Annotated in this window: 23 protein-coding genes and 1 pseudogene; 13 read left to right on the forward strand and 11 right to left on the reverse strand. The window is 70.4% G+C overall.

Annotation, left to right across the window (positions count from 1 at the left end; all coding sequences use genetic code 11):
• Nucleotides 1-23 precede the first annotated feature (23 nt).
• Nucleotides 24-860, reverse strand: coding sequence for a serine hydrolase domain-containing protein (locus ABB07_RS26800; protein ID WP_208901101.1), 837 nt, complete (start codon nt 858-860; stop codon nt 24-26).
• Nucleotides 861-879: 19 nt separating this feature from the next.
• The gene (locus ABB07_RS26805; protein WP_208901102.1) at nt 880-1,356 is read right to left on the reverse strand and encodes a GNAT family N-acetyltransferase; all 477 of its coding nucleotides are present in this window, start codon (nt 1,354-1,356) and stop codon (nt 880-882) included.
• 96 nt (nt 1,357-1,452) lie between these two features.
• Here ABB07_RS26805 and ABB07_RS26810 point away from each other — a divergent pair, with 96 nt between their 5' ends.
• Entirely contained in the window at nt 1,453-1,917 is a 465-nt protein-coding gene (locus tag ABB07_RS26810) for a MerR family transcriptional regulator (protein ID WP_208901103.1), read from the forward strand.
• Nucleotides 1,914-2,930: an aldo/keto reductase gene (locus tag ABB07_RS26815; protein WP_208901104.1), complete on the forward strand. Its 1,017-nt coding sequence runs from the start codon at nt 1,914-1,916 to the stop codon at nt 2,928-2,930. Before ABB07_RS26810 ends, ABB07_RS26815 begins: the two co-directional genes overlap by 4 nt.
• A gap of 1 nt (nt 2,931) precedes the next feature.
• Here the strand turns inward: ABB07_RS26815 and ABB07_RS26820 are convergent, their stop codons facing one another.
• The 3 genes from ABB07_RS26820 to ABB07_RS26830 form a co-directional block, all read right to left on the reverse strand.
• Nucleotides 2,932-3,780: a DUF4429 domain-containing protein gene (locus ABB07_RS26820; protein ID WP_208901105.1), complete on the reverse strand. Its 849-nt coding sequence runs from the start codon at nt 3,778-3,780 to the stop codon at nt 2,932-2,934.
• Between the two features lie 66 nt (nt 3,781-3,846).
• On the reverse strand, nt 3,847-5,064 hold the full coding sequence (locus tag ABB07_RS26825) for an alpha/beta hydrolase (protein WP_208901106.1): 1,218 nt from the start codon (nt 5,062-5,064) through the stop codon (nt 3,847-3,849).
• 83 nt (nt 5,065-5,147) lie between these two features.
• Entirely contained in the window at nt 5,148-5,783 is a 636-nt protein-coding gene (locus ABB07_RS26830; protein WP_208901107.1) for a TetR family transcriptional regulator, read from the reverse strand.
• A gap of 66 nt (nt 5,784-5,849) precedes the next feature.
• Between ABB07_RS26830 and ABB07_RS26835 the strand changes: the two genes are divergently transcribed.
• Both ABB07_RS26835 and ABB07_RS26840 read left to right on the forward strand, forming a co-directional pair.
• Nucleotides 5,850-7,469: an MFS transporter gene (locus ABB07_RS26835; protein ID WP_208901108.1), complete on the forward strand. Its 1,620-nt coding sequence runs from the start codon at nt 5,850-5,852 to the stop codon at nt 7,467-7,469.
• A gap of 239 nt (nt 7,470-7,708) precedes the next feature.
• Complete coding sequence (locus ABB07_RS26840) at nt 7,709-8,014, forward strand: hypothetical protein (RefSeq protein ID WP_055704090.1); 306 nt, start codon at nt 7,709-7,711, stop codon at nt 8,012-8,014.
• 114 nt (nt 8,015-8,128) lie between these two features.
• Here ABB07_RS26840 and ABB07_RS26845 read toward each other — a convergent pair.
• Nucleotides 8,129-8,450: pseudogene (locus tag ABB07_RS26845) on the reverse strand (potassium channel family protein); the annotation flags it as partial.
• Nucleotides 8,451-8,608: 158 nt separating this feature from the next.
• Nucleotides 8,609-11,356, reverse strand: a complete 2,748-nt coding sequence (gene aceE, locus ABB07_RS26850) for a pyruvate dehydrogenase (acetyl-transferring), homodimeric type (protein WP_208901109.1) — start codon at nt 11,354-11,356, stop codon at nt 8,609-8,611.
• 426 nt (nt 11,357-11,782) lie between these two features.
• On the opposite strand from aceE, the gene ABB07_RS26855 reads away from it, so the two are divergent.
• The 6 genes from ABB07_RS26855 to ABB07_RS26880 all read left to right on the forward strand — a co-directional run bounded on the left by ABB07_RS26855 (nt 11,783) and on the right by ABB07_RS26880 (nt 16,360).
• On the forward strand, nt 11,783-12,220 hold the full coding sequence (locus tag ABB07_RS26855) for a DUF3052 domain-containing protein (protein WP_208901110.1): 438 nt from the start codon (nt 11,783-11,785) through the stop codon (nt 12,218-12,220).
• A gap of 134 nt (nt 12,221-12,354) precedes the next feature.
• Nucleotides 12,355-12,813, forward strand: coding sequence for a peroxiredoxin (locus tag ABB07_RS26860; protein ID WP_055704058.1), 459 nt, complete (start codon nt 12,355-12,357; stop codon nt 12,811-12,813).
• A 148-nt stretch (nt 12,814-12,961) separates the two neighbouring features.
• Nucleotides 12,962-13,537: a TerD family protein gene (locus ABB07_RS26865; RefSeq protein ID WP_208901111.1), complete on the forward strand. Its 576-nt coding sequence runs from the start codon at nt 12,962-12,964 to the stop codon at nt 13,535-13,537.
• A 107-nt stretch (nt 13,538-13,644) separates the two neighbouring features.
• Nucleotides 13,645-14,223: a TerD family protein gene (locus tag ABB07_RS26870; protein ID WP_055704056.1), complete on the forward strand. Its 579-nt coding sequence runs from the start codon at nt 13,645-13,647 to the stop codon at nt 14,221-14,223.
• A gap of 109 nt (nt 14,224-14,332) precedes the next feature.
• Entirely contained in the window at nt 14,333-15,472 is a 1,140-nt protein-coding gene (locus ABB07_RS26875; protein WP_208901112.1) for a DUF475 domain-containing protein, read from the forward strand.
• A gap of 153 nt (nt 15,473-15,625) precedes the next feature.
• On the forward strand, nt 15,626-16,360 hold the full coding sequence (locus tag ABB07_RS26880) for a TerD family protein (protein ID WP_208901113.1): 735 nt from the start codon (nt 15,626-15,628) through the stop codon (nt 16,358-16,360).
• Between the two features lie 117 nt (nt 16,361-16,477).
• Here ABB07_RS26880 and ABB07_RS26885 read toward each other — a convergent pair whose 3' ends face one another.
• Entirely contained in the window at nt 16,478-17,206 is a 729-nt protein-coding gene (locus tag ABB07_RS26885) for a TerD family protein (RefSeq protein WP_208901114.1), read from the reverse strand.
• Nucleotides 17,207-17,392: 186 nt separating this feature from the next.
• Here ABB07_RS26885 and ABB07_RS26890 point away from each other — a divergent pair, with 186 nt between their 5' ends.
• Genes ABB07_RS26890 through ABB07_RS26900 form a run of 3 tightly spaced genes read left to right on the forward strand, consistent with a single transcriptional unit; the run spans nt 17,393 to nt 21,874 of the window.
• Nucleotides 17,393-18,559 (forward strand): HpcH/HpaI aldolase/citrate lyase family protein, encoded by a 1,167-nt coding sequence (locus ABB07_RS26890; protein WP_208901115.1) that lies wholly within the window; start codon nt 17,393-17,395, stop codon nt 18,557-18,559.
• 34 nt (nt 18,560-18,593) lie between these two features.
• Nucleotides 18,594-21,038, forward strand: a complete 2,445-nt coding sequence (locus ABB07_RS26895) for a phosphoribosyltransferase (protein WP_208901116.1) — start codon at nt 18,594-18,596, stop codon at nt 21,036-21,038.
• Nucleotides 21,038-21,874, forward strand: a complete 837-nt coding sequence (locus tag ABB07_RS26900; RefSeq protein ID WP_208901117.1) for an HAD family hydrolase — start codon at nt 21,038-21,040, stop codon at nt 21,872-21,874. The genes ABB07_RS26895 and ABB07_RS26900 overlap by 1 nt, the downstream gene beginning before the upstream one ends.
• Nucleotides 21,875-21,927: 53 nt before the next feature.
• Here ABB07_RS26900 and ABB07_RS26905 read toward each other — a convergent pair whose 3' ends face one another.
• The 3 genes from ABB07_RS26905 to ABB07_RS26915 all read right to left on the reverse strand — a co-directional run bounded on the left by ABB07_RS26905 (nt 21,928) and on the right by ABB07_RS26915 (nt 24,178).
• Complete coding sequence (locus ABB07_RS26905) at nt 21,928-22,146, reverse strand: FmdB family zinc ribbon protein (RefSeq protein ID WP_208901118.1); 219 nt, start codon at nt 22,144-22,146, stop codon at nt 21,928-21,930.
• A gap of 9 nt (nt 22,147-22,155) precedes the next feature.
• Nucleotides 22,156-22,686 carry a DUF4383 domain-containing protein gene (locus tag ABB07_RS26910; protein WP_208901119.1) on the reverse strand — a complete coding sequence of 177 codons (531 nt, stop codon included), beginning with the start codon at nt 22,684-22,686 and terminating at the stop codon, nt 22,156-22,158.
• 100 nt (nt 22,687-22,786) lie between these two features.
• Nucleotides 22,787-24,178 carry a coiled-coil domain-containing protein gene (locus ABB07_RS26915; protein ID WP_425264765.1) on the reverse strand — a complete coding sequence of 464 codons (1,392 nt, stop codon included), beginning with the start codon at nt 24,176-24,178 and terminating at the stop codon, nt 22,787-22,789.
• Between the last annotated feature and the right edge of the window lie 6 nt (nt 24,179-24,184).

Raw genomic sequence — 24,184 nt, forward strand, 5'->3', positions numbered from 1 at the left:
TCGTGCTGCACGGCCGACAGTGATCAACCGCTGCTGCGGACCTCCCCCAGCACCGCGTCCGTGAAGACCGGCCACGCCTCGATCGCCCAGGGTCCGAAGGCCCGGTCGGTGAGCGCGGCGCACGCCACCCCGGCGTCCGGGTCGATCCACAGGAACGTACCCGACTGCCCGAAATGCCCGAAGGTACGGGGTGAGGAGGAACTGCCGGTCCAGTGGGGTGACTTGGCGTTGCGGATCTCGAAGCCCAGACCCCAGTCGTTCGGGTTCTGGTGGCCGTAGCCGGGCAGCACCCCCTTGGTCCCCGGGTACTGCACGCTCATCGCCTCCGCCACCGTCCGCGGATCCAGCAGCCGCGGCGCCTGCACCTCCGCCGCGAACCGCAGCAGGTCGGCCACCGTGGACACGCCGTCCTTTGCGGGGGAGCCCTCCAGCGTCGTCGACGTCATTCCCAGCGGCTCCAGCACCGCCTGCCGCAGATACTCGGCGAACGGCATGTCCGCGGCCTTCGCGATGTGGTCGCCGAGCTGCTCGAACCCGGCGTTGGAGTAGAGCCGGCGCTCACCGGGGGGCGCCGTCACCCGGTGCTCGTCGAAGGCCAGCCCGGAGGTGTGCGCGAGGAGGTGGCGGACGGTCGAGCCGGGCGGCCCGGCCGGCTCGTCCAGCTCGATGGCGCCCTCCTCGTAGGCGACCAGCGCCGCGTACGCGGCCAGCGGCTTGGTGACCGAGGCGAGCGGAAAACGGTGCCCGACGGGGCCGTGCGTCCCGAGGACGGTCCCGTCGGCTCGTACGACACCCGCCGCGGCAGTGGGGACGGGCCACTTCTCGATCGACGCCAAGCTCGTCAGGCTGTTCAACGACATGCTGCCGAGCCTATGCGGCTCACAGCAGCAGCCGCATCGACGGGTCCGGGTCACGGGTGAAGCCGAGCGAGGCGTACAGCGGCTCGCCCTGCGGGGAGGCGTTCAGCAGGACGTGACCCGCGCCACGCTCCCGGAACCAGGCCAGCAGCTCCTCCATGCACGCGCGCGCGTACCCGCGGCGCCGGGCGTCCGGGTCGGTCGCGACGCTGAAGACGTACCCGACCCGCCCGTGCGGATTGCCGGCCTTCCCGATGCGGTACTCCAGCGTCCCGGCCACCAGCGCGGCCAGCGCCCCCGGCCGGTCCGGATGGTCCACGACGAAGGCGGCGAAGTCCCCGTCCGGCCCGGCCAGCCGCCCGCGCAGTGTCGGCAGCGACTCGGCATGCCAGTCCGCCGCCCCGCCGCCTCCCCCGCTCCCCATGGAGTCGATCATCACCTGGCGCAGACGCAGCACTTCCATGGCATCCTCGGGCACGGCCCGGCGTACGAGACTCATGTGCCGCACGCTAACCGTGCGCCCCGGCCCGCGTCCGGGGATTTCTCACTGGATCCGCTTGCTTGGAGTGCACTCCAACCCCATAGCGTGGGGGCCATGACGGTGATGCAGACCACGCCAGCGGACACCGCACGAACCACCCCGGCAGACATCTGCTCCGCCCCGCCCAGACGCCATCCACGCCCCGACGGCGAGGACCGCTACACGATCAGCGAGGTCGCCGCGTTCACCGGCCTGACCGCGCACACCCTGCGCTGGTACGAGCGGATCGGCCTGATGCCGCACGTCGACCGCTCGCACACCGGCCAGCGGCGCTACCGCAACCGCGACCTGGACTGGCTGGACTTCGTGACCAAGCTGCGGCTGACCGGCATGCCGGTGGCGGACATGGTCCGGTACGCGGAACTGGTCCGGGAGGGCGAGAGCACCTACGCCGAACGCCGGGAACTGCTGGAGTCGACCCGCCGGGACGTCCTGAACAGGATCGCCGAACTGCGGGACACGCTCGCCGTGCTCGACCGCAAGATCAGCTTCTACGCGATGGAGGGGACCACGCGATGACCGACGCCAGGATGCCGACGGTACGGCTCGGCGAGGGCGGACCGGAGGTCGGCGTACAGGGCCTCGGCTGCATGGGCATGAGCTTCGCCTACGGCCCGACGGATGCCGGCCAGGCGCGCGCCGCGCTGGAGCGGGCGCTGGAGCTGGGCGTGACCCTGTACGACACGGCGGACTCCTACGGCGCCGGCGAGAACGAGCGCTTCCTCTCCCCCTTCTTCACCGCGCACCGCGACGAGGTGGTGATCGCCACCAAGTTCGCCCTGTCGATCCCCGAAAACGACCCGACCAAGCGGATCATCCGCAACGACGCGCCGTACATCCGCCGGGCGGTCGAGGCGAGCCTGAAGCGGCTGGACGTCGATGTGATCGACCTCTCCTACATGCACCGCCGCGATCCGGACGTCCCCATCGAGGAGACCGTCGGCACGATGGCGGAGCTGGTCCGCGAGGGCAAGGTCAAGCACCTCGGGCTGAGCGAGGTCACCGCCGACGAGCTGCGCGCCGCGCACGCCGTGCACCCGATCGCCGCCGTGCAGTCGGAGTGGTCGCTGTTCAGCCGGGACATCGAGGCGAAGGTCGTACCGGCCGCGCGGGAGCTGGGCGTGGCCCTGGTGCCGTACTCGCCGCTCGGCCGCGGCTTCCTCACCGGCTCCTTCACCAACGCCGAACAGGAGCTCACGGCCGACGACTTCCGCCGCCACCAGCCCCGCTTCACCGGTGCCAACGCGGCCGCCAACGCGGCCCTCCTGGAGCCGATCCGCGCGATCGCCGAGGCCCGCGGCGCCACCCTCGGCCAGATCGCCCTTGCCTGGGTCCAGCAGCGGGCCACGCTCGACGCCCTCCCGGTCGTCCCGATCCCGGGCACCCGCAGGCCGGGCCGGGTGGAGGAGAACGTGGCGGCGACGGCGATCGTCCTGACGGACGAGGAACTGACCCGGCTGGAGCCGATCGCGGACAAGGTGGCGGGCGAGCGCTACGCGGACATGACGTTCACGTCTGCGGGCAGGGAATAGCTCAGAGCTCCGCCAGCAACTCGGCCTTCTTGGAGGAGAACTCCTCATCGGTGACCAGCCCGGCCTGGTGCAACTCCCCGAGATGGCGGATCCGTTCGGCGATGTCGGCGGGGTCGCGCCGGGACGGGGCCGGTACCACGGGTACCGGCCCCCGCGTGCGTACGGCCGCCAGGACGGCCGCGGCGAACGGCAGCGACTCGTGCACCGGGCCGTACCCGAGCCCGAACACCACCGCCGCCGGGTCCTGGTCGGGCTGCACGGCCGGCATCGCGTCGGCCGAGCGCCTGACCAGCCGCAGGTGCCCCTCGAACGCCTCCGGCGACCGCCACTCCACCCCGCTCAGCTCCGTGACCGGAAAGCGCTGGTCGCCGGCCTTCCACTTCGCCGAGGACGCGCCGGTCCACGACCAGCGGAACTGCACGGCCGTACCGTCGAAGCTCGCCTTCCCGTCGTACGCCTTGAACGACAGCGGCGCCCCGGGCGGCGCCACCAGATGGCGGTCGGTGGACCCGGACTCGGTCAGCAGGCCCTTCAGTTCGTCGGCGTAGTACTCGGCGAGTGTCTCCCGCTCGGCCGGGAGCACCAGCCGGTACGGATCGGAGCCCTCCTTCAGCTGCCCGGCCGCCGCCTCCATCAGCGGATCGGCGCCGACGCGCGGCAGCAGCCGCAGCACGACGGTGCCGCGCCTGCCCGGGGAGAGCGTCAGGCCCTCGACCGCGGACAGCGGGATCCGCCGTTCCCCGAGTGCCTGGAACAGCTTCGGTGTCCGAATCCCCCGTTCGTAACGGATGAGCACGGAGTCGGACTCGAACTCCCAGACGGCATGAAAACCCGCCAGTACGTCACCCATGCGGCTCATCGTATGCGGCACGTGCCCCTCCGTCGCCACCCGCGCAGACCGCACTTCCTGCTGTTTCTACGCGCGTCCGGCCGTGGTGGTGCCGGGCACACCGGCCTGGCACAGGTCGTTCTCGCGTGCGCACGTCACCTCGTCGTACGCCCCGACCGCCACGTCGGCGAGGTTGCGCAGGCTGTCCGTGCCCGGCTGGAAATAACCGGCGTGGCCCTGCGCGTCCCGGGCCGACAGCACGCGCGCACCGAACCCCGAGGACACCGGATCGGCACCGTGCCCGAGCCCGCCGAGCTCCAGGTACGGCACGTCCTGGATCCAGTCGGTGGCGTCCCGCATGGCCCACACCCGCGCCGAGGTCCGCAGGTGGGAGGCGCTGGAGACCCGCATGCCGGGGCTCGCGGCCACGGCTATGTCCGTCACCCGGCGCGGCATGGCGTGCGCGGCCACCCCGCACACCACGGAGCCGTAGCTGTGGCAGACCATGGCCACCGGGGCGCGGCCGGGCAGGCCGCCCAGCAGCGCGTTGAGCCGTACGGCACCCTCCCCGGCGCGCAGTCCGGTGGCCGCGTCCACGCCCAGTCCGTCGGGTGCGGTGTAGTCGGCCCAGGCGATCACGGCCGTACGGGTCGTGGGGCTCTGCGCGCGCTCCGCCGCGTACAGCGCCTTGGCCATGCCGACCGGGGCGGTGTACTGGCGGTCGGTCCTCTGGAAGGTGAGCAGATCGGTGTCGACGCCGGGCACGACGACCGAGATCCGCCGCGCCTTGTCCAGGTCCCCGAACACCTCGGCGATACGGCCCGAACCCTCCGGGTCGAAGGCCAGGATCTGGCGGCCCGGGGCCAGCAGGGACTCGTAGCGGTGCATACGGCGGCCCGCGTCCTGCTGCCCGGCCGCGCTGAGCCGGCTGTCGTGCATGCGCTTCTTCTCGACCCTGAGCTGCTGCTCCAGCGCGATGTGGTTGGCGCGGTAGCGCAGCGTGACCGGGGCGCCGTTCATGTTGCCGACCGCGAGCGGGTAGCGGCGGGCGAGACGGTCCTGGTCCGCGGGGGAGAGGGAGGCGAAGAAACGGCCGAGCCGGGTCGGCGCGGCCTTGGGGTCCGGCAGGTGGAGGCCGTGGATGCTGCCGTGCCCCCACTTGTCGAGCGAGGCCTGCAGCGCGGTCGACTCCCGGTGGCTGTGCAGGGCGGTCCAGCCGGTCGTCGCGAGCATCACGAACACCACGGCCAGCGCCAGCAGGGCGCGCCAGACGTTCAGTTGCGGGGAGGTGTCGAAGGAAGTCACTGGGAGGACACACTAGGAGAACGGGAGGGTCTCGGGGTAACCGAGTGACAGGTATCACGTTTCGTCAGACGTCGAACGGGCTGTCAACGATCTTGGCTCGCGCGCCAGTTCCCGGTGAGTGCCGAACCCACCTGATCGAGGTAGGACGCGGTGAGTTGACGGATCGCCTCCAGGCTGAAGTCGTCGCCCGTGCACCACTGCCGTTCGGTGACCCTTATCACCCCGCCGAACACGGCCACGGCGAGCCGCGGTCGCGGGTCGGCGTCCACGTCCACCCCCTCGCGCTCGGCCAGCAGGCGCGCGATCGTCTCCTCCGTGGCGGCCGAGCGGCGCAGATGGGCGGCGAGCAGCGCGGGCGTCGACTCGATCGCCCGGTACATGCGCAGGTACAGCTCGACCGGGACGGCCGACTCGACGGTCTCCCGGATCCCGTCCCAGCCCTCCAGGACCGCCTGCCGCAGCGCCTCCAGCGGTGCCTCGTGCGGCGGACGCGCGCGAACGGCCTCCACGAAGCGCGCCTCCGTCATCGCCTGGACCGCGAAGGCCGCGTCCTCCTTGCCGGCGAAGTAACGGAAGAAGGTGCGCTGCGAGACGTCGACGGCCTCGGCGATCTCGTCGACGGTCGTGTGCTCGTATCCCTGGCTCGTGAACAGCTCCAGAGCGGCCCGCAGCAGCGCCTCCCGGGTGCGCTGTTTCTTGCGTTCACGCAGTGTTTCCATGGGTGTCAGTTACTGACGTATGAAATGATTTGTCAATTGTCAGAGGCTGTCACTAGCCTCGAACACATGACTAGTCAGACCACCATCGACGCGACGGGGCCGGGGGACGCGGCACCGCAGGCCCCGCTCGAGTCGCCTCCGGCCGCGGGGCTGCGCGGCCATCCCTGGCTCACCCTGATCACCGTCGCCGTCGGCGTCATGATGGTGGCCCTCGACGGCACCATCGTGGCGATCGCCAACCCGGCGATCCAGAAGGACCTGGGGGCCACCTTCGCCCAGGTCCAGTGGATCACCAACGGCTACTTCCTCGCCCTCGCGGTCGCCCTGATCACCGCCGGCAAGCTCGGTGACCGCTTCGGGCACCGGCAGACCTTCCTCATCGGTGTGACCGGCTTCGCCGCCGCCTCCGGCGCCATCGGCCTGTCCCACAGCATCGCCGCGGTCGTCACCTTCCGCGTCTTCCAGGGCCTGTTCGGCGCGCTGCTGATGCCGGCCGCGCTCGGCCTGCTGCGGGCCACCTTCCCGGCCGAGAAGCTCAACATGGCCATCGGCATCTGGGGCATGGTGATCGGCGCGTCCACCGCGGGCGGCCCGATCCTCGGCGGCGTCCTCGTCGAGCACGTCAACTGGCAGTCGGTCTTCTTCGTCAACGTGCCGGTCGGCGCGCTGGCCCTGGTCCTGGGCGTGCTGATCCTCCTCGACCACCGTGCGCAGAACGCCCCGCGCTCCTTCGACGTCCTCGGCATCGCGCTGCTCTCCGGCGCGATGTTCTGCCTGGTCTGGGCCCTGATCAAGGCCCCGGCCTGGGGCTGGGGCGACGGCAGGACCTGGATCTTCATCGCCGCGTCCGTGGCGCTCTTCGCCGTGTTCGCCGTCTGGGAGACCAGGGTCAAGGAGCCGCTGATCCCGCTGGGCCTGTTCCGTTCCGTCCCGCTCTCGGCGGGCGTGGTGCTGATGGTCCTGATGGCCATAGCGTTCATGGGCGGGCTGTTCTTCGTGACGTTCTACCTCCAGAACGTCCACGGCATGAGCCCGATCGACGCCGGCCTGCACCTGCTGCCGCTCACCGGCATGATGATCGTCGGCTCGCCGCTCGCCGGTGCCGCGATCACCAAGCTCGGCCCGCGCATCCCGCTGGCCGGCGGCATGGCCGCGACCGCGATCGCCATGTACGGCATGTCGACGCTCAAGGCGGACACCGGCAGCGGCGTGATGTCGGTGTGGTTCGCGCTGCTCGGCCTCGGCCTGGCACCGGTCATGGTCGGTGCCACGGAGGTCATCGTCGGCAACGCCCCGATGGAGCTGTCCGGTGTCGCCGGTGGCCTCCAGCAGGCGGCCATGCAGATCGGCGGCAGCCTCGGTACGGCCGTGCTGGGCGCCGTGATGGCCTCCAAGGTCGACAGCGACCTGCCGGGCAACTGGACCGGCGCCGGGCTGCCGCAGCTGACCCCGGGTCAGCTCGACAAGGCGGCGGAGGCGGTCCAGGTGGGCGTCGCCCCGGTGCCGAAGGGCGTGCCGGAGCAGATCGCCGCGAAGATCACCGAGGTGGCCCACCACACCTTCATCTCCGGCATGAGCCTCGCCTCCCTGGTCGCGGCGGGCGTGGCGGCGGTCGCCGTCCTCGTCGCGCTGCTCACCAAGCGGGGCGTGAACGCCGAGTCGGGTGCGGGCGTGGGCCACATCTGAGGCTGTCCTTCCGGGCCTCCACCGGCGGAGTTTCCCCTATCAGGGTGACTCCGCTAAAGATCGCTCGCACCGGGCGCGCGCCGCAGGTCACAGTGGGTCAAGTCCTCCGCAGGGCAAGGGAGGGCCGCGGGCCGCGGCGCGCGCTGCCGGAGGGGGGTGGCGCGCGCAGGTCTGCCCGGACGGAACCGGGGTACCCGCACACCGAAGCCGAACTGTCCATGGACCTCAGGGAGTTGATGATGGCGGGCTTCGGGCACGGCACGCGCGGGTACCCCCGGTCACGTCGCCGGACGTGGCAACGGACTGGGCCGGACCGTGCGACGCTCGGGATCATCGGCACGATCTGTGCCGTTGCCGGCTTCTTCGCACTGGGTATCGCCCTCGGCCCGCTCGCGATGTTCTGCGGCTGGCAGGCCATGGGCCGCAAGTGGTCCAACGACCGTGACATCCCCGCCTTGGTGGCGCTGGTCCTGGGTGCGATCGACACGTTGCTGGCCGTCATCGCCCTGGCGGGCGCGGCGACGTGGGGCCACGGGCCGTTCTAGCCGACGGCAACGGCCATGGATGCGGGCCGCCTGCCGGTGCCGCCGTGTCGTGGCCCAGAGCGGGCCCACACGGCGGAGCCGCACGTCCGGCCCCGCGGCCCTTCAGGGCACTCGTCAACTCCGCTGCTGCTCCCGCTCGTCCGCCAACCGAGCCACTTCCGACCGCAGCAGGCGAACCTCCTCGGTCAGATCGGCGATGGCCTGCGTCTGCCGCCGCTCCTCCACAATCGTCCTTCTCGAACCGCGCGATGAACCACGCCGCGATGTTCGCGGTCACCACACCGGGCAACGCGATCCCGGAGAGCATCAGCCCGACGGCGATCTTCCGCCCCAGCCCGGTCGTCGGCGCGTGGTCCCCGTACCCCACGGTCGTCATCGTCGTGAACGACCACCACACCGCGTCACCCGGCGTCCGGATGTTCCCGTTCGGCGAGTCCCCATAAACGCATGGTAAAGGCGCGCCCGAAGGGGCGCGGGGCAGTGCCTGACATGCGGCTCCGCCGCGCGGGCGCCACCAGCCACGCAGTCACCCGCACCCGGCGACGAACCCGCAGCCCCTACCCCGTTGCCGTCGGTCAAAGCCGAGCGCAGCGGCTACGCGTCACCACCGGCCGCTCCCGGGTGCGCCGCCGACACGTCCAGCAGCTGGTACCGGTCGATGGCCTGCTTCAGCACCGAGCGGTCCACCTTGCCCTCGCGGGCCAGCTCGGTCAGCACCGCGACGGCGATCGACTGGGCGTCGATGTGGAAGAAGCGCCGCGCCGCGCCCCGGGTGTCGGCGAAGCCGAAACCGTCCGCGCCCAGCGACTGGTACGTGCCCGGCACCCACCGCGCGATCTGGTCCGGAACCGATCGCATCCAGTCGGACACGGCCACGAACGGACCCTCCGCTCCGCTGAGCTTGCGCGTCACATACGGCACCCGCTGCTCCTCCTCCGGGTGCAGCAGGTTGTGCTCCTCGCACTCCACCGCCTCGCGGCGCAGCTCGTTCCAGGAGGTGGCCGACCAGACGTCGGCGCGCACGTTCCAGTCCGCCGCGAGGATCCGCTGCGCCTCGAGCGCCCACGGGACCGCCACGCCGGACGCCAGGATCTGCGCCGGGACCGAGCCCGATGTGCCCTCGCTCAGCTTGTGGACGCCCTTGAGGATGCCCTCGACGTCCACGTTCGCCGGCTCGGCCGGGTGCTGGATGGGCTCGTTGTAGACGGTCAGGTAGTAGAAGACGTCCTCGCCGTGCGGGTGCTCGGCGTCGCCGCCGTACATCCGGCGCAGGCCGTCCTGGACGATGTGCGCGATCTCGTAGCCGTACGCCGGGTCGTACGCCACGCAGGCCGGGTTGGTCGAGGCGAGCAGCTGCGAGTGGCCGTCCGCGTGCTGCAGGCCCTCGCCGGTCAGGGTCGTACGGCCGGCGGTCGCGCCCAGGACAAATCCGCGCGCCAGCTGGTCGGCCATCTGCCAGAACTGGTCGCCGGTGCGCTGGAAACCGAACATCGAGTAGAAGACGTAGACCGGGATCAGCGGCTCGCCGTGCGTGGCGTAGGCCGAGCCCGCCGCGATCAGCGAGGCCGTGCAGCCCGCCTCGGAGATGCCGTCGTGCAGCATCTGGCCGGTCGGCGACTCCTTGTAGGCGAGCAGCAGCTCCCGGTCCACCGACTCGTACTGCTGGCCCAGCGGGTTGTAGATCTTCGCGCTCGGGAAGAAGGAGTCCATGCCGAACGTGCGGTACTCGTCCGGCGCGATCAGCACGAACCGCTTGCCGATCTCCTTGTCCCGCATGAGGTCCTTCAGTAGCCGGACGAAGGCCATCGTGGTGGCGATGGACTGCTGGCCCGTGCCCTTCTTCACGGTCGCGTACGCCTTGTCGTCCGGCAGAGCCAGCGGCTTGGAGCGCACGACGCGCGTCGGGACGTACCCCCCGCACTGCTTGCGCATGTCGTGCATGTACTGGATCTCGTCCGTGTCGCGGCCCGGGTGGTAGTACGGCGGCGGGCCGGACTCCAGCTCCTTGTCGGAGATCGGCAGGTGCAGCCGGTCCCGGAAGCGCTTGAGGTCGTCGACCGTCAGCTTCTTCATCTGGTGCGTGGCGTTGCGGCCCTCGAAGTTGGGGCCCAGCGTCCAGCCCTTGATCGTCTTGGCCAGGATGACCGTCGGCTGGCCCTTGTGCTCCGTGGCCGCCTTGAACGCCGCGTAGATCTTGCGGTGGTCGTGACCGCCGCGGCCCAGGTGCAGGATCTGGTCGTCGGTCATGTTCTCGACCATGGCGCGCAGCCGGTGGTCGTCGCCGAAGAAGTGCTCGCGGATGTAGGCGCCGGACTCCGTGGCGTACGTCTGGAACTGGCCGTCCGGGGTCGTGTTCATCTTGTTGACGAGGATGCCGTCCCGGTCCTGCGCGAGCAGCGGGTCCCAGCTGCGGTCCCAGATCAGCTTGATCACGTTCCAGCCGGCGCCCCGGAAGATCGACTCCAGCTCCTGGATGATCTTGCCGTTGCCGCGCACCGGGCCGTCCAGCCGCTGCAGGTTGCAGTTGACGACGAAGGTCAGGTTGTCCAGGCCCTCCCGGGCCGCGATGGACAGCTGGCCGAGCGACTCCGGCTCGTCCATCTCGCCGTCGCCGAGGAACGCCCACACGTGCGACCTGGAGGTGTCGGCGATGCCGCGCGCCTCCATGTAGCGGTTCATCCGCGCCTGGTAGATCGCGCCGAGCGGGCCGAGGCCCATGGAGACCGTCGGGAACTCCCAGAAGTCCGGCATCGAGCGCGGGTGCGGGTAGCTGGACAGGCCGTCGGGGTACTTCGACTTCTCCTGGCGGAAGCCGTCCAGCTGGTCCTCGGTGAGCCGGTCGAGCAGGTACGCGCGCGCGTAGATGCCCGGGGAGGCGTGGCCCTGGAAGAAGACCTGGTCGCCGCCGTCGCCCTCGTCCTTGCCGCGGAAGAAGTGGTTGAAGCCGACGTCGTACAGCGAGGCGGAGGAGGCGAAGGTGGCGATGTGGCCGCCGACGCCGATGCCGGGGCGCTGGGCGCGCGAGACCATCACGGCCGCGTTCCAGCGGGTCGCGTTGAGGATCCTGCGCTCGATCTCCTCGTTGCCCGGGAAGAACGGCTCGCTCTTGGTCGGGATCGTGTTGACGTAGTCCGTGCTGCGCATCTCGGGCACGGCGACGCGCCGCTCGCGGGCCCGTTCGATCAGCCGGAGCATGAGGTAGCGGGCCCTCTCCCGGCCGCGCTCGTCCACGGCGGCGTCGAGGGAGTCGAGCCACTCCTGGGTTTCTTCGGGATCGAAGTCAGGAACCTGACTCGGAAGGCCGCCAATGATGATCGGATTGCGATCGGATCCGGAAGCCACGCTGTTCCTTACCTGTCAGAGGGCCGATTTCTTACTCGTGCCTACACCGTTCCCCATCGTGTACCTCGGGGCGGCGTACGTCATCTCCTCGGTATCTCTCGGTGTCACCCGTCGGTCTCCGTCGGTCAAAACGCAACGATACGCCCGGGGTGTGACACCCTTGGCAAAGGTGTTCGAGGCGCGTATCGACGGATGATTCTGAGATGATTTCGAACGGTGCAAACCGGGCACATCGGTGTGATGTGACTCACTCGGAATCGAGATACGGTGCCAGGAGTTGCGGCGACACGGCCCGGATCGTCACCGTTTCGGCGGTCCAGACGGCCGGGTACTTGCGCGATCCGCCCCGCCCGTGTGGACTACGGCCAATGCTTCGCGCACGCGCGTGGCTGAGATATTCACCAAGACATGATCAGGAGGCAACCCGTGAGCGCGACCGCGGACCACGCGGAGGAGCGGACGAACCCTGCCGCCAGGCTGGGGTTCCAGCCCGGGCAGGTGGTCCAGGAGATCGGCTACGACGACGACGTCGACCAGGAGCTCCGCGAGGCCATCGAGGAAGCCATCGAGGGCGACCTCATGGACGAGGACTACGACGACGTGGCCGACGCCGTTGTGCTGTGGTTCCGTGACGACGACGGCGACCTGACGGATGCGCTGGTGGATGCCACCACGTACATCGAAGAGGGCGGCGCGATCCTGCTCCTGACGCCGAAGACCGGCCGTTCGGGGTACGTGGAGCCGAGCGACATCCAGGACGCCGCCACGACGGCCGGCCTGACGGCGTCGAAGAGCGTCAGCGTGGGCAAGGACTGGAGCGGAAGCCGGCTGGCCACGCCGAAGGCGGCCAAGTCCAAGAGGTGATCTCCTCTCCCACCACCGGACGGGCTGGATTTCGCCCCAGCCCGTCCGGAAGGCCCCGGTGATCGCTGCGTAGGGTGGACCCGAGCGTGTGCTGCGCGCTCGACCCGAACGGCCCACCGAAGGGATGCACGACGATGGCGATCCAGGTCGGCGACAAGGCGCCCGACTTCGAGCTCAAGGACAACCACGGCCGGACCGTGAAGCTCTCGGACTTCCGCGGCGAGAAGAACGTGGTCCTGCTCTTCTACCCCTTCGCCTTCACCGGCGTGTGCACCGGCGAGCTGTGCGAGCTGCGCGACAACCTGCCGAAGTTCGAAGGCCGCGACACCCAGCTGCTCGCCGTCTCCAACGACTCCATCCACACCCTGCGCGTCTTCGCCGAGCAGGAGGGCCTGGAGTACCCGCTGCTCAGCGACTTCTGGCCGCACGGCAACGTCTCGCGCGCGTACGGCGTCTTCGACGAGGACAAGGGATGCGCCGTCCGGGGCACCTTCATCATCGACAGGGAGGGCGTCGTGCGGTGGACCGTGGTCAACGGCCTGCCGGACGCGCGCGACCTGAACGACTACGTGAAGGCGCTCGACACCCTCTAGGCCCCTGTAGGCCGACCGTGGCCGACACCTGTGATTCTCCGGGTCCAGGCTCTGCGGGGGGCGGGAACCCGTCACTAGGATCGGCTCGTTGATCCCATATCCGAAGCACGACGGGGCTCCCCGCCCCTGGACACCACATGGAGGACCCGTGGGAGTCAGCCTCAGCAAGGGCGGCAACGTATCGCTGACGAAGGAGGCCCCGGGCCTGACCGCCGTCATCGTCGGTCTGGGGTGGGACGTGCGCACCACGACCGGCACCGACTTCGACCTCGACGCCAGCGCGCTGCTGCTGAACAACTCCGGCAAGGTCGCGAGCGACCAGCACTTCGTCTTCTTCAACAACCTCAAGAGCCCCGACGGCTCGGTCGAGCACACCGGTGACAACCTCACCGGTGAGGGCGAGGGCGACGACGAGCAGATCAAGGTCAACCTGAGCGGCGTCCCGACCGACATCGAGAAGATCGTCTTCCCCGTGTCGATCTACGACGCCGAGAACCGCCAGCAGTCCTTCGGCCAGGTCCGCAACGCCTTCATCCGCGTCGTGAACCAGGCCAACCAGCAGGAGATCGCCCGCTACGACCTCAGCGAGGACGCCTCCACCGAGACGGCCATGGTCTTCGGCGAGCTGTACCGGCACGGGGCGGAGTGGAAGTTCCGGGCCATCGGCCAGGGCTACGCCTCCGGCCTGCGCGGCATCGCGCAGGACTTCGGCGTCAACGTCTGATCCCGGCAGGGTCACGACACCTGCACCGTCCGGCGCCGCACCGTTTACGGTCGGCGCCGGACGCGCAGGACAACCAGGGAAAGCACCACTAGGGGAGGACCAGCATCATGGGCGTCACGCTCGCCAAGGGAGGCAATGTCTCCCTCTCCAAGGCCGCACCGAACCTCACGAACGTCACGATCGGGCTCGGCTGGGACGCGCGTTCCACCACCGGCGCCCCCTTCGACCTGGACGCCAGCGCGCTGCTGTGCGGCGCCGGCAACCGCGTCCTGGGCGACGAGTGGTTCGTGTTCTACAACCAGCTCAAGAGCCCCGACGGCTCGGTCGAGCACACCGGTGACAACCTCACCGGTGAGGGCGAGGGCGACGACGAGACGATCCTGGTGGACCTCACCAAGGTCCCCGCCCACTGCGAGAAGATCGTCTTCCCCGTCTCCATCCACATGGCGGACGAGCGCGGCCAGACCTTCGGCCAGGTCTCCAACGCCTTCATCCGGGTCGTGAACCAGGCCGACGGCCAGGAACTGGCCCGCTACGACCTCAGCGAGGACGCCTCCACCGAGACCGCCATGATCTTCGGCGAGCTCTACCGCTACCAGGGCGAATGGAAGTTCCGCGCGGTCGGCCAGGGGTATGCGTCGGGCCTGCGCGGCATCGCCCTCGACTTCGGGGTGAACGTCTCCTAGTGGCCCTGGGCGGTACGGCCGACAGGGTGTGCCCCTAGACTCGGGGTCAACGTTTCGCAAAGCCGAGTACGGCGCGGGGGAGACCCGTACCGACAAGATGGGGTAGCCAGTGCTTCTGAAAACCTTCGGCTGGTCGTTCGCGGTCACCGCGCTCGGCCTGGTCGCCGCGGTCTTCTACGGGGGGTGGGAGGCCTTCGGCGTCGTGGCGATCCTGGCCGTCCTCGAGATCTCGCTGTCGTTCGACAACGCGGTGGTCAACGCCGGCATCCTGAAGAAGATGAACGCCTTCTGGCAGAAGATCTTCCTCACGGTCGGCGTTCTCATCGCGGTGTTCGGCATGCGGCTGGTCTTCCCGGTCGTGATCGTCGCCATCACCGCCAAGCTCAACCCGTACGACGCGGTCCACCTGGCCCTCACCGACAAGGACCGCTACCAGCAGCTGGTCACCGACGCCCACCCCGCGATCGCCGCGTTCGGCGGGATGTTCCTGCTGATGATCTTCCTGGACTTCATCTTCGAGGACCGGGACATCCAGTGGCTGCAGTGGCTGGAGCGGCCGCTGGCCAAGCTCGGCAAGATCGACATGCTGTCGGTCTGCGTCTCGCTGATCGTCCTGCTGATCACCTCCTTCACCTTCGCCACCCACGCCCACCAGCACGGCGGCGTCCATGTCGACAAGGCGCAGACGGTTCTGATCGCCGGTATCGCCGGCCTGATCACGTACATGATCGTCGGCGGTCTGTCCGGGTACTTCGAGGACCGGCTGGAGGAAGAGGAGGAGCGCGAGCACGAGGAGGAGGAAGAGGCCGCCCGCACCGGCAAGAAGCGCTCGGCGGTCGTCCTGGCCGGCCAGGCCGCGTTCTTCATGTTCCTCTACCTCGAGGTCCTGGACGCCTCCTTCTCCTTCGACGGTGTGATCGGCGCCTTCGCCATCACCAACGACATCGTGATGATGGCCCTCGGCCTCGGCATCGGCGCGATGTACGTCCGGTCCCTCACGGTCTACCTGGTCCGCCAGGGCACCCTCGACGACTACGTCTACCTGGAGCACGGCGCCCACTACGCCATCGGCGCCCTGGCCGTGATCCTCATGGTCACCATCCAGTACGAGATCAACGAGGTCATCACCGGTCTCGTCGGCGTCGTCCTGATCGCCTGGTCCTTCTGGTCCTCCGTCCGCCGCAACCGCGCCCTCGCGGGCCAGGGCGAGGGCACCGGCGAGAAGGCCGAGGTCTCCTCAGGGGTGTGACCCCGGTCCCCTACGGGACGGGTACGTGACAGATCCGGGCCGTGACAGGGTGTGGCACCCCGCCCGGCGAGGAACGCTCTGAATCGGGGCGGCCGACGCGCTCGGCCGCCCCGACGGCGTGGTGAACGAGTACGTGAACACCTGGGGGCGGACATGGGTTTCTTCGACGGGCTGCGGGGCGCCGGCGCCGCCGAATTCGACGCGGGCAACTCGACGAACACGATCGAGCTGACCAGGCGGCACCAGACGGTGTCCCTGACCAAGCAGGACGCGGCCACCGGCCACCTGCGCGTCAACCTCACCTGGCGGATGCGCACCTCCGACTTCGACAGCAACCAGCGCACCAGCCTCCTGCGGCACCCCTTCAAGGCCCTCAGGCCACCGGAGGTCCTCGGCCACGGCCAGAGCATGGTCAACGTCGACCTCGACCTGGGCTGCCTCTACGAACTGACCGACGGCACCAAGGGCGTCGTCCAGCCGCTCGGTAACTATCTCGGCGACGTCAACGCACCGCCGTACATCAAGCTCAGCGGCGACGACCGCTTCGGCTCGGCGTCCGGCGAGACGATGTACGTCAACCTCGACCACCGCGACGCGATCAAGCGCCTGCTGGTCTTCGTCTACATCTACGACCAGACCCCGGCCTTCGACCGCACCCACGCCATCGTCACCCTGTACCCCAGCAACGGCCCCCGCATCGAGATAGGCCTCGACGAGCGCCACCCCCAGGCCCGCTCCTGCGCGGTGGTGATGATCGAGAACGTCAAGGGCGAACTGCTCGTCCGCCGCGAGGTGAAGTTCGTGTACGGCTTCCAGGGCGAGCTGGACCGCCTCTACGGGTGGGGGTTGCAGTGGGGGAGGGGCTACAAGACGAAGGTGGACAGGTGAGGCGCCCCGTAAGGGGCGCGGGGCCGTATCGATATGCGGCTCCGCCGCGCGGGCGCGAGAAACCACATCGCACCCGCAGTCGCAGAACCACATAAGGTCCCGACCCATTAGGCGCACTCACCGCCCGATGAACTGCGGCCCCTGCGGAGGCAACCGGAAGTTCGGATCCACCGGCCCCACGGGCACCGGCACCGGCGCTGCCACAGGCTGGGGGTACCCATACGCCGGCGGAGCCGACGTCGGCTGCGGATACCCGTAGGCCGGGGGCTGCTGCGGAACCGCCGGAGGCTCAGGCACCTCCTCCGACTCGTCCACCGAGATACCGAAGTCCGTCGCGAGCCCCTTCAGCCCGTTCGAATACCCCTCGCCCAGCGCGCGGAACTTCCAGCCCTCCCCGCGCCGGTACAGCTCACCGCAGATCAGCGCGGTCTCCGCACCCGTCTCCGGCTTGATCTCGAACCGGGCCAGCGGCTCGGCGTCGACGACCGCGGCGTCGTACAGCAGGATGCACAGCGCCGGCACCCGGTCGAAGGTGATCCCGTCCGCGGACGCGACCAGCAGGATCCGGCCGACGTCCGGCTCGACGCCGGGCAGATCCGTCTGGATCGTGTCGGTCAGCCCCTCGGCGACGCGCTTCTTGCCCAGCCGCCACACCTTTCCGGAGGGGTGCCGGGGCTGGTTGTAGAAGACGAAGTCCTCGTCGGAGCGCACACGGCCGTCGGGGCCCAGCAGCAGCGCCGAGGCGTCCACGTCCGGAACTGCCTGCCCGGGCGTCCAGCGCAGCACGGCGCGGACCGTGTCGGCCTCCAGCGGGACGTTCGACCCCTTCAGCATCGCGTGCGTCATGCGGTCATCCTGCCTTCTCGGTCCTGGCCACGACAATGCGGGGGTGGTGTCGCAGAGCGCCGCCGACACGGGCGAGTTACCGGAAATTCATGCCCGCGGGGAACCTCTGACACGGATCCCTACGTACTATTACCGGCCACCCTTTACCCAACACTGAGACTCGGGCTCGCGCCCTGAGGGAGTCCTATGCGTCATTTCGGGCACATCGCCCCCGAGGTGCGGCAGCGCCTCTTCCACCGGGAGCCGTGCGCGTTCAGCGCCGACTCTCCGGCCCGGCTGCTCGCCGCCGCCCTCGGCGCCACCCTGTACAGCCCGGCCACCCGGCCGCGGCTCGCCGACGACATCGTCAAGCAGGCCGGGAACGGCGTGGTCTCGATGGTGCTGTGCCTGGAGGACTCGATCGACGACGCGGACGTCGTGGCCGGCGAGGAGAACCTCGTCCGCCAGTTCGCCGACCTGGCCGCCCGGCCCGGCGTCGAGCCGCCGCTGCTCTTCATCCGGGTGCGCGCGCCCGAGCAGATACCCGACCTCGTACGGCGCCTCGGCCCGTCCGTCCGGCTGCTGTCCGGATTCGTGCTGCCCAAGTTCACCGAGGAACGCGGCATCCCCTTCCTCGAGGCCCTGACGGCCGCCGAGGCGGTCAGCGGGCACCGGCTGTTCGCCATGCCCGTCCTGGAGTCCCCGGAACTGCTCTACCGCGAGTCCCGGGTGGACACCCTGGAGGGCATCGCCCGCGCGGTCGACAAGTACCGCGACCGGGTCCTGGCGCTGCGCCTCGGCGTGACCGACTTCTGCTCCAGCTACGGCCTGCGCCGCGCCCCCGACATGACCGCCTACGACGTCCAGATCGTCGCCTCGGTGATCGCCGACGTCGTGAACATGCTGGCCCGGGCCGACGGCACCGGATTCACCGTGACCGGGCCCGTGTGGGAGTACTTCCGGGTCTCCGAGCGCATGTTCAAGCCGCAGCTGAGGCAGAGCCCCTTCCTGGAGGTGCAGGCCGTCGGGCTGCGCGAGCGGCTGATCGAGCACGCCATGGACGGACTGCTGCGGGAGATCTCCCTCGACCAGGCCAACGGTCTGCTCGGCAAGACGTGCATCCACCCCTCCCACGTGCTGCCCGTCCACGCGCTGTCCGTGGTCAGCCACGAGGAGTACAGCGACGCCCAGGACATCCTGCGGCCGGAACGCGGCGGCGGGGGTGTACTCCGGTCGGCCTACACGAACAAGATGAACGAGGTGAAGCCGCACCGCGCCTGGGCCGAGCGGACTCTGCTGCGCGCCGAGGTCTTCGGCGTGGCCCACGAGGACGTCGGCTTCGTGGAGCTGCTCGCCGCCGGGATACCCGGCTGAGCCGGGCCGATCTTTCAACGACGTCAAGGAACGCATGAAGAACGCTGTGAACGACGGGGTCTGGTCCGGCAGCTGGGTCGCCGAGCGGCTCGGGGTCGAACTCGCGGGGGACGACGGCCTGCGGGCCCTGCTCGGGCTCGCCCTGCGGCGCAACCCCAAGCGGGCCCATCTGCTGGTCTCGAACGTCCTCGGCAAGCATGTGCCGCAGTCGCCGACGGTGGTGTACGGCCATGGGTTCCGGCTCGGCCGACAGGTCGCCGAGCTGCTCTCCGCGGCCGAGGCGCGGAACGCGGTGGTCCTGGGCTACGCGGAGACCGCGACCGGGCTGGGCCACGCGGTCGCCGACGGCCTCGGCACGGCGCCGTATCTGCACTCCACGCGTCGGCCGGTGCCCGGGGTCGCCCGGGCGGGCGGCTTCGAGGAGTCGCACTCGCATGCCACGTCGCATCTTCTGCTGCCCGAGGATCCCGGGCTGCTGGCCGGTGACGGCGCGCTGGTGCTCGTCGACGACGAGTTCTCCACCGGTAACACCGTGCTGAACACCATCCGTGACCTGCATACACGGTATCCGCGGGGGCGGTACGTGGTGGTCGCGCTGGTCGACATGCGGTCGGCGGAGGACGTCGAGCGGATGGAGCGGTTCGCCGACGAGATCGGGGCGCGGGTGGACCTGGTCGCCGCCGCGTCCGGGATCGTACGGCTGCCGTCGGATGTGCTGGAGAAGGGGCGGCGACTGGTGGCGCACCATGACGTCGCCGGGTGCGGGTCCGATGAGGTGACCCGCGCCCACGCGGCGGTTCGTGTGGACCTGCGGTGGCCGCACCGGCTCCCCGACGGCGGGCGCCACGGCTTCACCCCCGCCCACCGGGACCGTCTGGAGACCGCGCTCCCCGAGATGGCGGCCCGACTGAGCGACGCCCTGCCCCCCGACGCCCGTCGCGTCCTCGTCCTCGGCTTCGAAGAGCTGATGTACGCCCCGCTGCGGCTCGCCCGTGAGCTGGAGCAGGTCACGGACGCGGACGTGCGGTTCTCCACCACCACCCGCTCACCCGTCCTCGCGCTGGACGACCCCGGGTACGCGATCCGGACCCGGCTGGTCTTCCCCGCCCACGACGACCCGGCCGACGGCCCCGGCGAACGCTACGCCTACAACGTCGCGGGCGGCGGCTTCGACGCCGTCGTCGCCGTGGTCGACTCGGTCGCCGACACCCCCGCCCTGCACGCGCCCGACGGCCTGCTGGCCCGCCTCGCCGCCCACACCCCGCACGTCCTGCTCGCGGTGGTCCCGTCGTACGTACCGCACGCTCCCGAAAGGCCGGCCATGCTGCCCGAGCCCCTCCGTGGCCCCGCATTCTCCAGCTACGCGCCCGAGGAGGTCGGCTGGCTGCTCCAGGACCTCTCCGACGTCACGCTGGAGGCGCCGACCGAGGAGCGGGAGGAGGCCATCCAGAGCGGTGGCGCGCACTACGCCGAGTCGCTGCCGGTGGAGTACCAGCCCAGCGAGCAGTACCAGGAGCTGTTCCACGCGGCCCTGGACACCTCCGCGGCCCGGATCGCCCAGGCGGTCGGCGTGGTGACCGAGGCCGTCATCGCCGAGCGGTCGCCGCGCCCGGTGCTGGTCTCGCTCGCCCGCGCGGGCACGCCGGTCGGCATCCTGATGCGCCGCTGGGCCCAGTACCGGCACGGCCTGGACCTGCCGCACTACGCGGTGTCGATCGTGCGCGGCCGGGGCATAGACGCCAACGCGCTGCGCTGGCTCGCCGCCCACCACGACCCGCGGGACGTCGTGTTCGTCGACGGCTGGACCGGCAAGGGCGCCATCACCCGTGAACTCGCCCAGGCCATCGAGGAGTTCGAGGCGAAGGAGGGCATCACCGGCTTCGACCCGGAGATCGCCGTGCTCGCCGACCCGGGATCCTGCGTGCGCACCTACGGCACCCGGGAGGACTTCCTCATACCCTCCGCCTGCCTCAACTCGACCGTCTCCGGCCTGATCTCCCGTACGGTGCTGCGCGCCGACCTGGTCGGCCCGGACGACTTCCACGGCGCGAAGTTCTACCGGGAACTCGCCGGTGCCGACGTCTCCGTGGCCTTCCTCGACGCCGTATCCGCCCGCTTCCCGGAGGTCGCCGACGCCGTCGGCACCGCGGTCAAGGAACTGATGGCCGAGGACCGCGCCCCGACCTGGGCCGGCTGGCGGGCCGTCGAGCGGATCAGCGAGGAGTACGGCATCCACGACGTGAACCTGGTCAAGCCCGGAGTCGGCGAGACCACCCGGGTGCTGCTGCGCCGGGTGCCCTGGAAGATCCTCGCGCGCGCAGGGGCCGGCGCCGACCTCGACCACGTACGCCTGCTCGCCGGGCAACGGGGCGTCCCCGTCGAGGAGGTCGGAGAACTGCCGTACACCTGTGTCGGGTTGATCCACCCCAAGTACACGCGCGGTGCCACGGGCGCCGACGGCAAGGCGGTGAACGTCTGATGCCGGTGCTGGTGGCGAGCGACCTCGACCGTACGCTGATCTACTCCTCGGCGGCCCTCGCGCTGACCATGCCGGACGCGCGGGCACCCCGGCTGCTGTGCGTGGAGGTGCACGAGAGCAGGCCGCTGTCGTACATGACCGAGACGGCGGCCCAGCTGCTCACCGACCTCGGTGACACGGCCGTCTTCGTGCCGACGACGACCCGGACGCGCAAGCAGTACCAGCGGATCAACCTGCCCGGACCGCCCCCGAAGTACGCGATCTGCGCCAACGGCGGCCATCTGCTGGTCGACGGCGTGACGGACGCCGACTGGCATGCCGGTGTGCTCGCCCGCCTCGCCGACGAGTGCGCGCCGCTGGCGGAGGTCCACGAGCATCTGATGCGCGCGGCGGACCCGGCCTGGGTGCGCAAGCAGCGCATCGCCGAGGACCTGTTCGCCTACCTCGTCGTCGAGCGCGAGCTGCTGCCCGAGGACTGGGTGAAGGAGCTCGCGGTGTGGGCGGAGAACCGCGGCTGGACCGTCTCGCTCCAGGGCCGCAAGATCTACGCCGTCCCGAAGCCGCTCACCAAGAGCGCCGCCGTCCACGAGATCGCCCGCCGCACCGGCGCGGACCTGACCCTCGCGGCCGGCGACTCCCTCCTGGACGCCGACCTCCTCCTCGCAGCCGACCGGGGCTGGCGCCCGGGGCACGGAGAACTGGCCGACTCGGGTTGGGCGGCGCCGGAGGTCAGCGCACTGCCGGAGCGGGGGGTCCTGGCGGGGGAGAGAATCGTACGGGAGTTTCTGAGGGCGGTACGGCAGCCAACCCAGGGGCGCGGGGAACTGCGCGCATAACCACAACGCACCCGCACCCGCACGACGGCGCCCCGTGGCACCCCCGTAGGCGACTACCCGCAACAGCCCCCACCACAGCAACCCCCGCCCCCGCCCTGCCCCGCAGGCGACCCCGCACTCTGTGCGACCCCGCCCACCGCCACGGTCGACAGCAACTTGACGGTGTCGCCATGCCCCGCAGGGCACGTCGCGGGGGCGGCGGACTCGGCCATGGGACGGCTCAGTTCGAAGGTGTCGCCGCAGGTACGGCAGCGGTACTCGTAGCGAGGCATGCGCACAGACTAACCGGCGTCCCGGGGACGCTCCCGCTCGGTCGCCTCGGGATGGCGGGCCCGCCAGTACGGATTGTCGTGCGGCAGGGTCGAGCCGACCCGGCCGTACATGCCGAAGGTCATCAGCAGCAGGCCCACGATGAAGCTGAAGAACACGTTCTGGATCTTGAACGCCAGGAAGTTGTAGTCGGTGTCCAGCAGGGCGAGGTTCAGGAAGCCGTTCAGCAGGAACAGCACTCCGAACACCATGTTCAGCGTGGACGCCACATTGCCGCCGATCGCCATGCCCGCGAGCAGGATGGCCCCGACGACGATGGACAGCACGCTCAGCGTTCCGTTGGTGTTCAGCCCGGCGACCGAGTTGCCGCCGGTGTCGAAGAAGCCGATGTGGTTGATCAGACCCAGGATGCCGAACGCGACGAGGAACGCGCCGATCAGGCCCGCCCCGATCCGGTAGACCGTGTTCAGCCGGTGGTCGACGGGCAGGTGCTCGTCGAACCGGATCCGCCGTCGCGGCGTCGTGTGCACGTGTGTGGCCATGTCCGCCTCCCTCGGGCGCTAGCGGAGGCCATCCGTCCATCCAATATCCGCCTGCCCCACGGCGCTCTGCAACCGACGGGACTACAGCGCGTGCACCCGCTCAGTTCCCTCCGCGCTCTTCCCGGATCTGCCCCACCACCCGGGCGGCCGTCTGCCGTACGGCCTCCGTCTCGGTCAGGAAGTGCCAGTAGTCAGGGTGCCGCCCGGTCTTCAGCGAACCGATCGCCCGCTCCAGCCGCCCCACCGCGTCGTCCAGCGGCCGGGCGTGCCGGGGATCCGGCGTCGTACGGCCGGTCATGGCCAGCCGCTGGGCGTCCCGGATGGCGAACCGGGTCCGCTCGATCTCCGCCTGCGGATCCTTCTGCACCTCGTTCAGCCGCCGCAGCCGCTCACCCGCGGCCGACACGGCCTCGTCGGTGACGTTCAGCAGGGCCCGTACCGTCGACAGCAGCGAGGTGGCGTCCGGCCAGCGCTGGGCGTCCCGTGCCGCCTGGGCCTCGCGGAGCTTGAGCTCGGCCTGCCGTACGTTCTCCGCGGCCTGCTCGGGCACGTGCTGCAGGTCCTGCCAGCAGGCGGCCGAGAACCGGCGCCGCAGCTCGCTCAGCACCGGGTCCACCTGCCCGGCCCTGGTGGTCAGCGCCTGGGCCCGGGTGCGCAGGCTGACCAGCCGGTGGTCGATGTCGGCGGCCTTCTCCGGCAGCCGCTCCGCCTCGGCCCGTATCGCCCCGGCCTCCCGCTGCACCCGCTCGGCGCGCTCCAGGGTCTGCGCCAGGCCGTGCTGCCCGGCGCCCTGGTTCAGCTTGGTGAGCTCGGGGGAGAGGGCCGCGAGCCGGCCGGCCAGGTCATCGGCCCTGAGGCCCCGCTCCCGTACGGCGTCCAGGGCGTTGCTCGCGCCCAGCAGCGCCTGCCGGGCCCGCTCCACGGCGGGCGCCAGCCGGGCCAGCTGGGTCTCGGCCTTGCCGAGCAGTGGTCCGAGCGAGCTGCCGAAACGGTCCAGCTCCTGCTTGACCCGGACCAGTTCGTCCTTGGCGGACGTCAGCTCCGCACGCGCCCGGGAGGCCGCGGCGGCCTCCAGATCGTCGCGGTCCAGGTCATGGGCGTCGACGGCCTGGATGTAGCGTTGGCTGACCTCGTCGATCCGCTGCCCGAGCGCCGCGAAGTCGGTGGCGGCACGCCGGGCGGCGGGGGAGTCGTCCACGGCCGTGATGGTCTCGATGGAGATCCTCAAGTCGCGCTGGGCGGTGTCGAGTTCGTAGAACGCGGCTGCCGCGGCGTCCTTCGCGGCCTGTGCCTCGGCCCGCTGGCTCTCCGCCCGGCCGCCGAACCAGCGCCGGGTGCCGCCGCCGGCGAACGCGGCGGGCAGCGCGAGCGCGGCCAGCAGCGGCAGGCCGAGCAGGGTGAGGGTGTCACGCAGGGCGGACCGCGTCGCTGGCGTGCCCGGTGTCGCCGTCACATCCCTCTCCCGTGTGTGATCCGCCGTGGGTGGTGTCATTCTCCC

The organism is Streptomyces incarnatus (genome assembly GCF_001027185.1).
GTDB lineage: Bacteria > Actinomycetota > Actinomycetes > Streptomycetales > Streptomycetaceae > Streptomyces > Streptomyces puniciscabiei.

What these genes read in the sequence shown, in the direction of transcription:
- ABB07_RS26860 (WP_055704058.1), top strand. Translation starts at nt 12,355, where the DNA reads ATGGCGATCCAGGTCGGCGACAAGGCGCCCGACTTCGAGCTCAAGGAC.
- ABB07_RS26810 (WP_208901103.1), top strand. Translation starts at nt 1,453, where the DNA reads ATGACGGTGATGCAGACCACGCCAGCGGACACCGCACGAACCACCCCG.
- ABB07_RS26800 (WP_208901101.1), bottom strand. Translation starts at nt 860, where the DNA reads ATGTCGTTGAACAGCCTGACGAGCTTGGCGTCGATCGAGAAGTGGCCC.
- ABB07_RS26835 (WP_208901108.1), top strand. Translation starts at nt 5,850, where the DNA reads ATGACTAGTCAGACCACCATCGACGCGACGGGGCCGGGGGACGCGGCA.
- ABB07_RS26830 (WP_208901107.1), bottom strand. Translation starts at nt 5,783, where the DNA reads ATGGAAACACTGCGTGAACGCAAGAAACAGCGCACCCGGGAGGCGCTG.
- ABB07_RS26840 (WP_055704090.1), top strand. Translation starts at nt 7,709, where the DNA reads ATGGCGGGCTTCGGGCACGGCACGCGCGGGTACCCCCGGTCACGTCGC.
- ABB07_RS26910 (WP_208901119.1), bottom strand. Translation starts at nt 22,686, where the DNA reads ATGGCCACACACGTGCACACGACGCCGCGACGGCGGATCCGGTTCGAC.
- ABB07_RS26905 (WP_208901118.1), bottom strand. Translation starts at nt 22,146, where the DNA reads ATGCCTCGCTACGAGTACCGCTGCCGTACCTGCGGCGACACCTTCGAA.
- ABB07_RS26805 (WP_208901102.1), bottom strand. Translation starts at nt 1,356, where the DNA reads ATGAGTCTCGTACGCCGGGCCGTGCCCGAGGATGCCATGGAAGTGCTG.
- ABB07_RS26915 (WP_425264765.1), bottom strand. Translation starts at nt 24,178, where the DNA reads ATGACACCACCCACGGCGGATCACACACGGGAGAGGGATGTGACGGCG.
- ABB07_RS26895 (WP_208901116.1), top strand. Translation starts at nt 18,594, where the DNA reads ATGAAGAACGCTGTGAACGACGGGGTCTGGTCCGGCAGCTGGGTCGCC.
- ABB07_RS26885 (WP_208901114.1), bottom strand. Translation starts at nt 17,206, where the DNA reads ATGACGCACGCGATGCTGAAGGGGTCGAACGTCCCGCTGGAGGCCGAC.
- ABB07_RS26815 (WP_208901104.1), top strand. Translation starts at nt 1,914, where the DNA reads ATGACCGACGCCAGGATGCCGACGGTACGGCTCGGCGAGGGCGGACCG.
- ABB07_RS26880 (WP_208901113.1), top strand. Translation starts at nt 15,626, where the DNA reads ATGGGTTTCTTCGACGGGCTGCGGGGCGCCGGCGCCGCCGAATTCGAC.
- ABB07_RS26900 (WP_208901117.1), top strand. Translation starts at nt 21,038, where the DNA reads ATGCCGGTGCTGGTGGCGAGCGACCTCGACCGTACGCTGATCTACTCC.
- ABB07_RS26890 (WP_208901115.1), top strand. Translation starts at nt 17,393, where the DNA reads ATGCGTCATTTCGGGCACATCGCCCCCGAGGTGCGGCAGCGCCTCTTC.
- ABB07_RS26820 (WP_208901105.1), bottom strand. Translation starts at nt 3,780, where the DNA reads ATGGGTGACGTACTGGCGGGTTTTCATGCCGTCTGGGAGTTCGAGTCC.
- ABB07_RS26870 (WP_055704056.1), top strand. Translation starts at nt 13,645, where the DNA reads ATGGGCGTCACGCTCGCCAAGGGAGGCAATGTCTCCCTCTCCAAGGCC.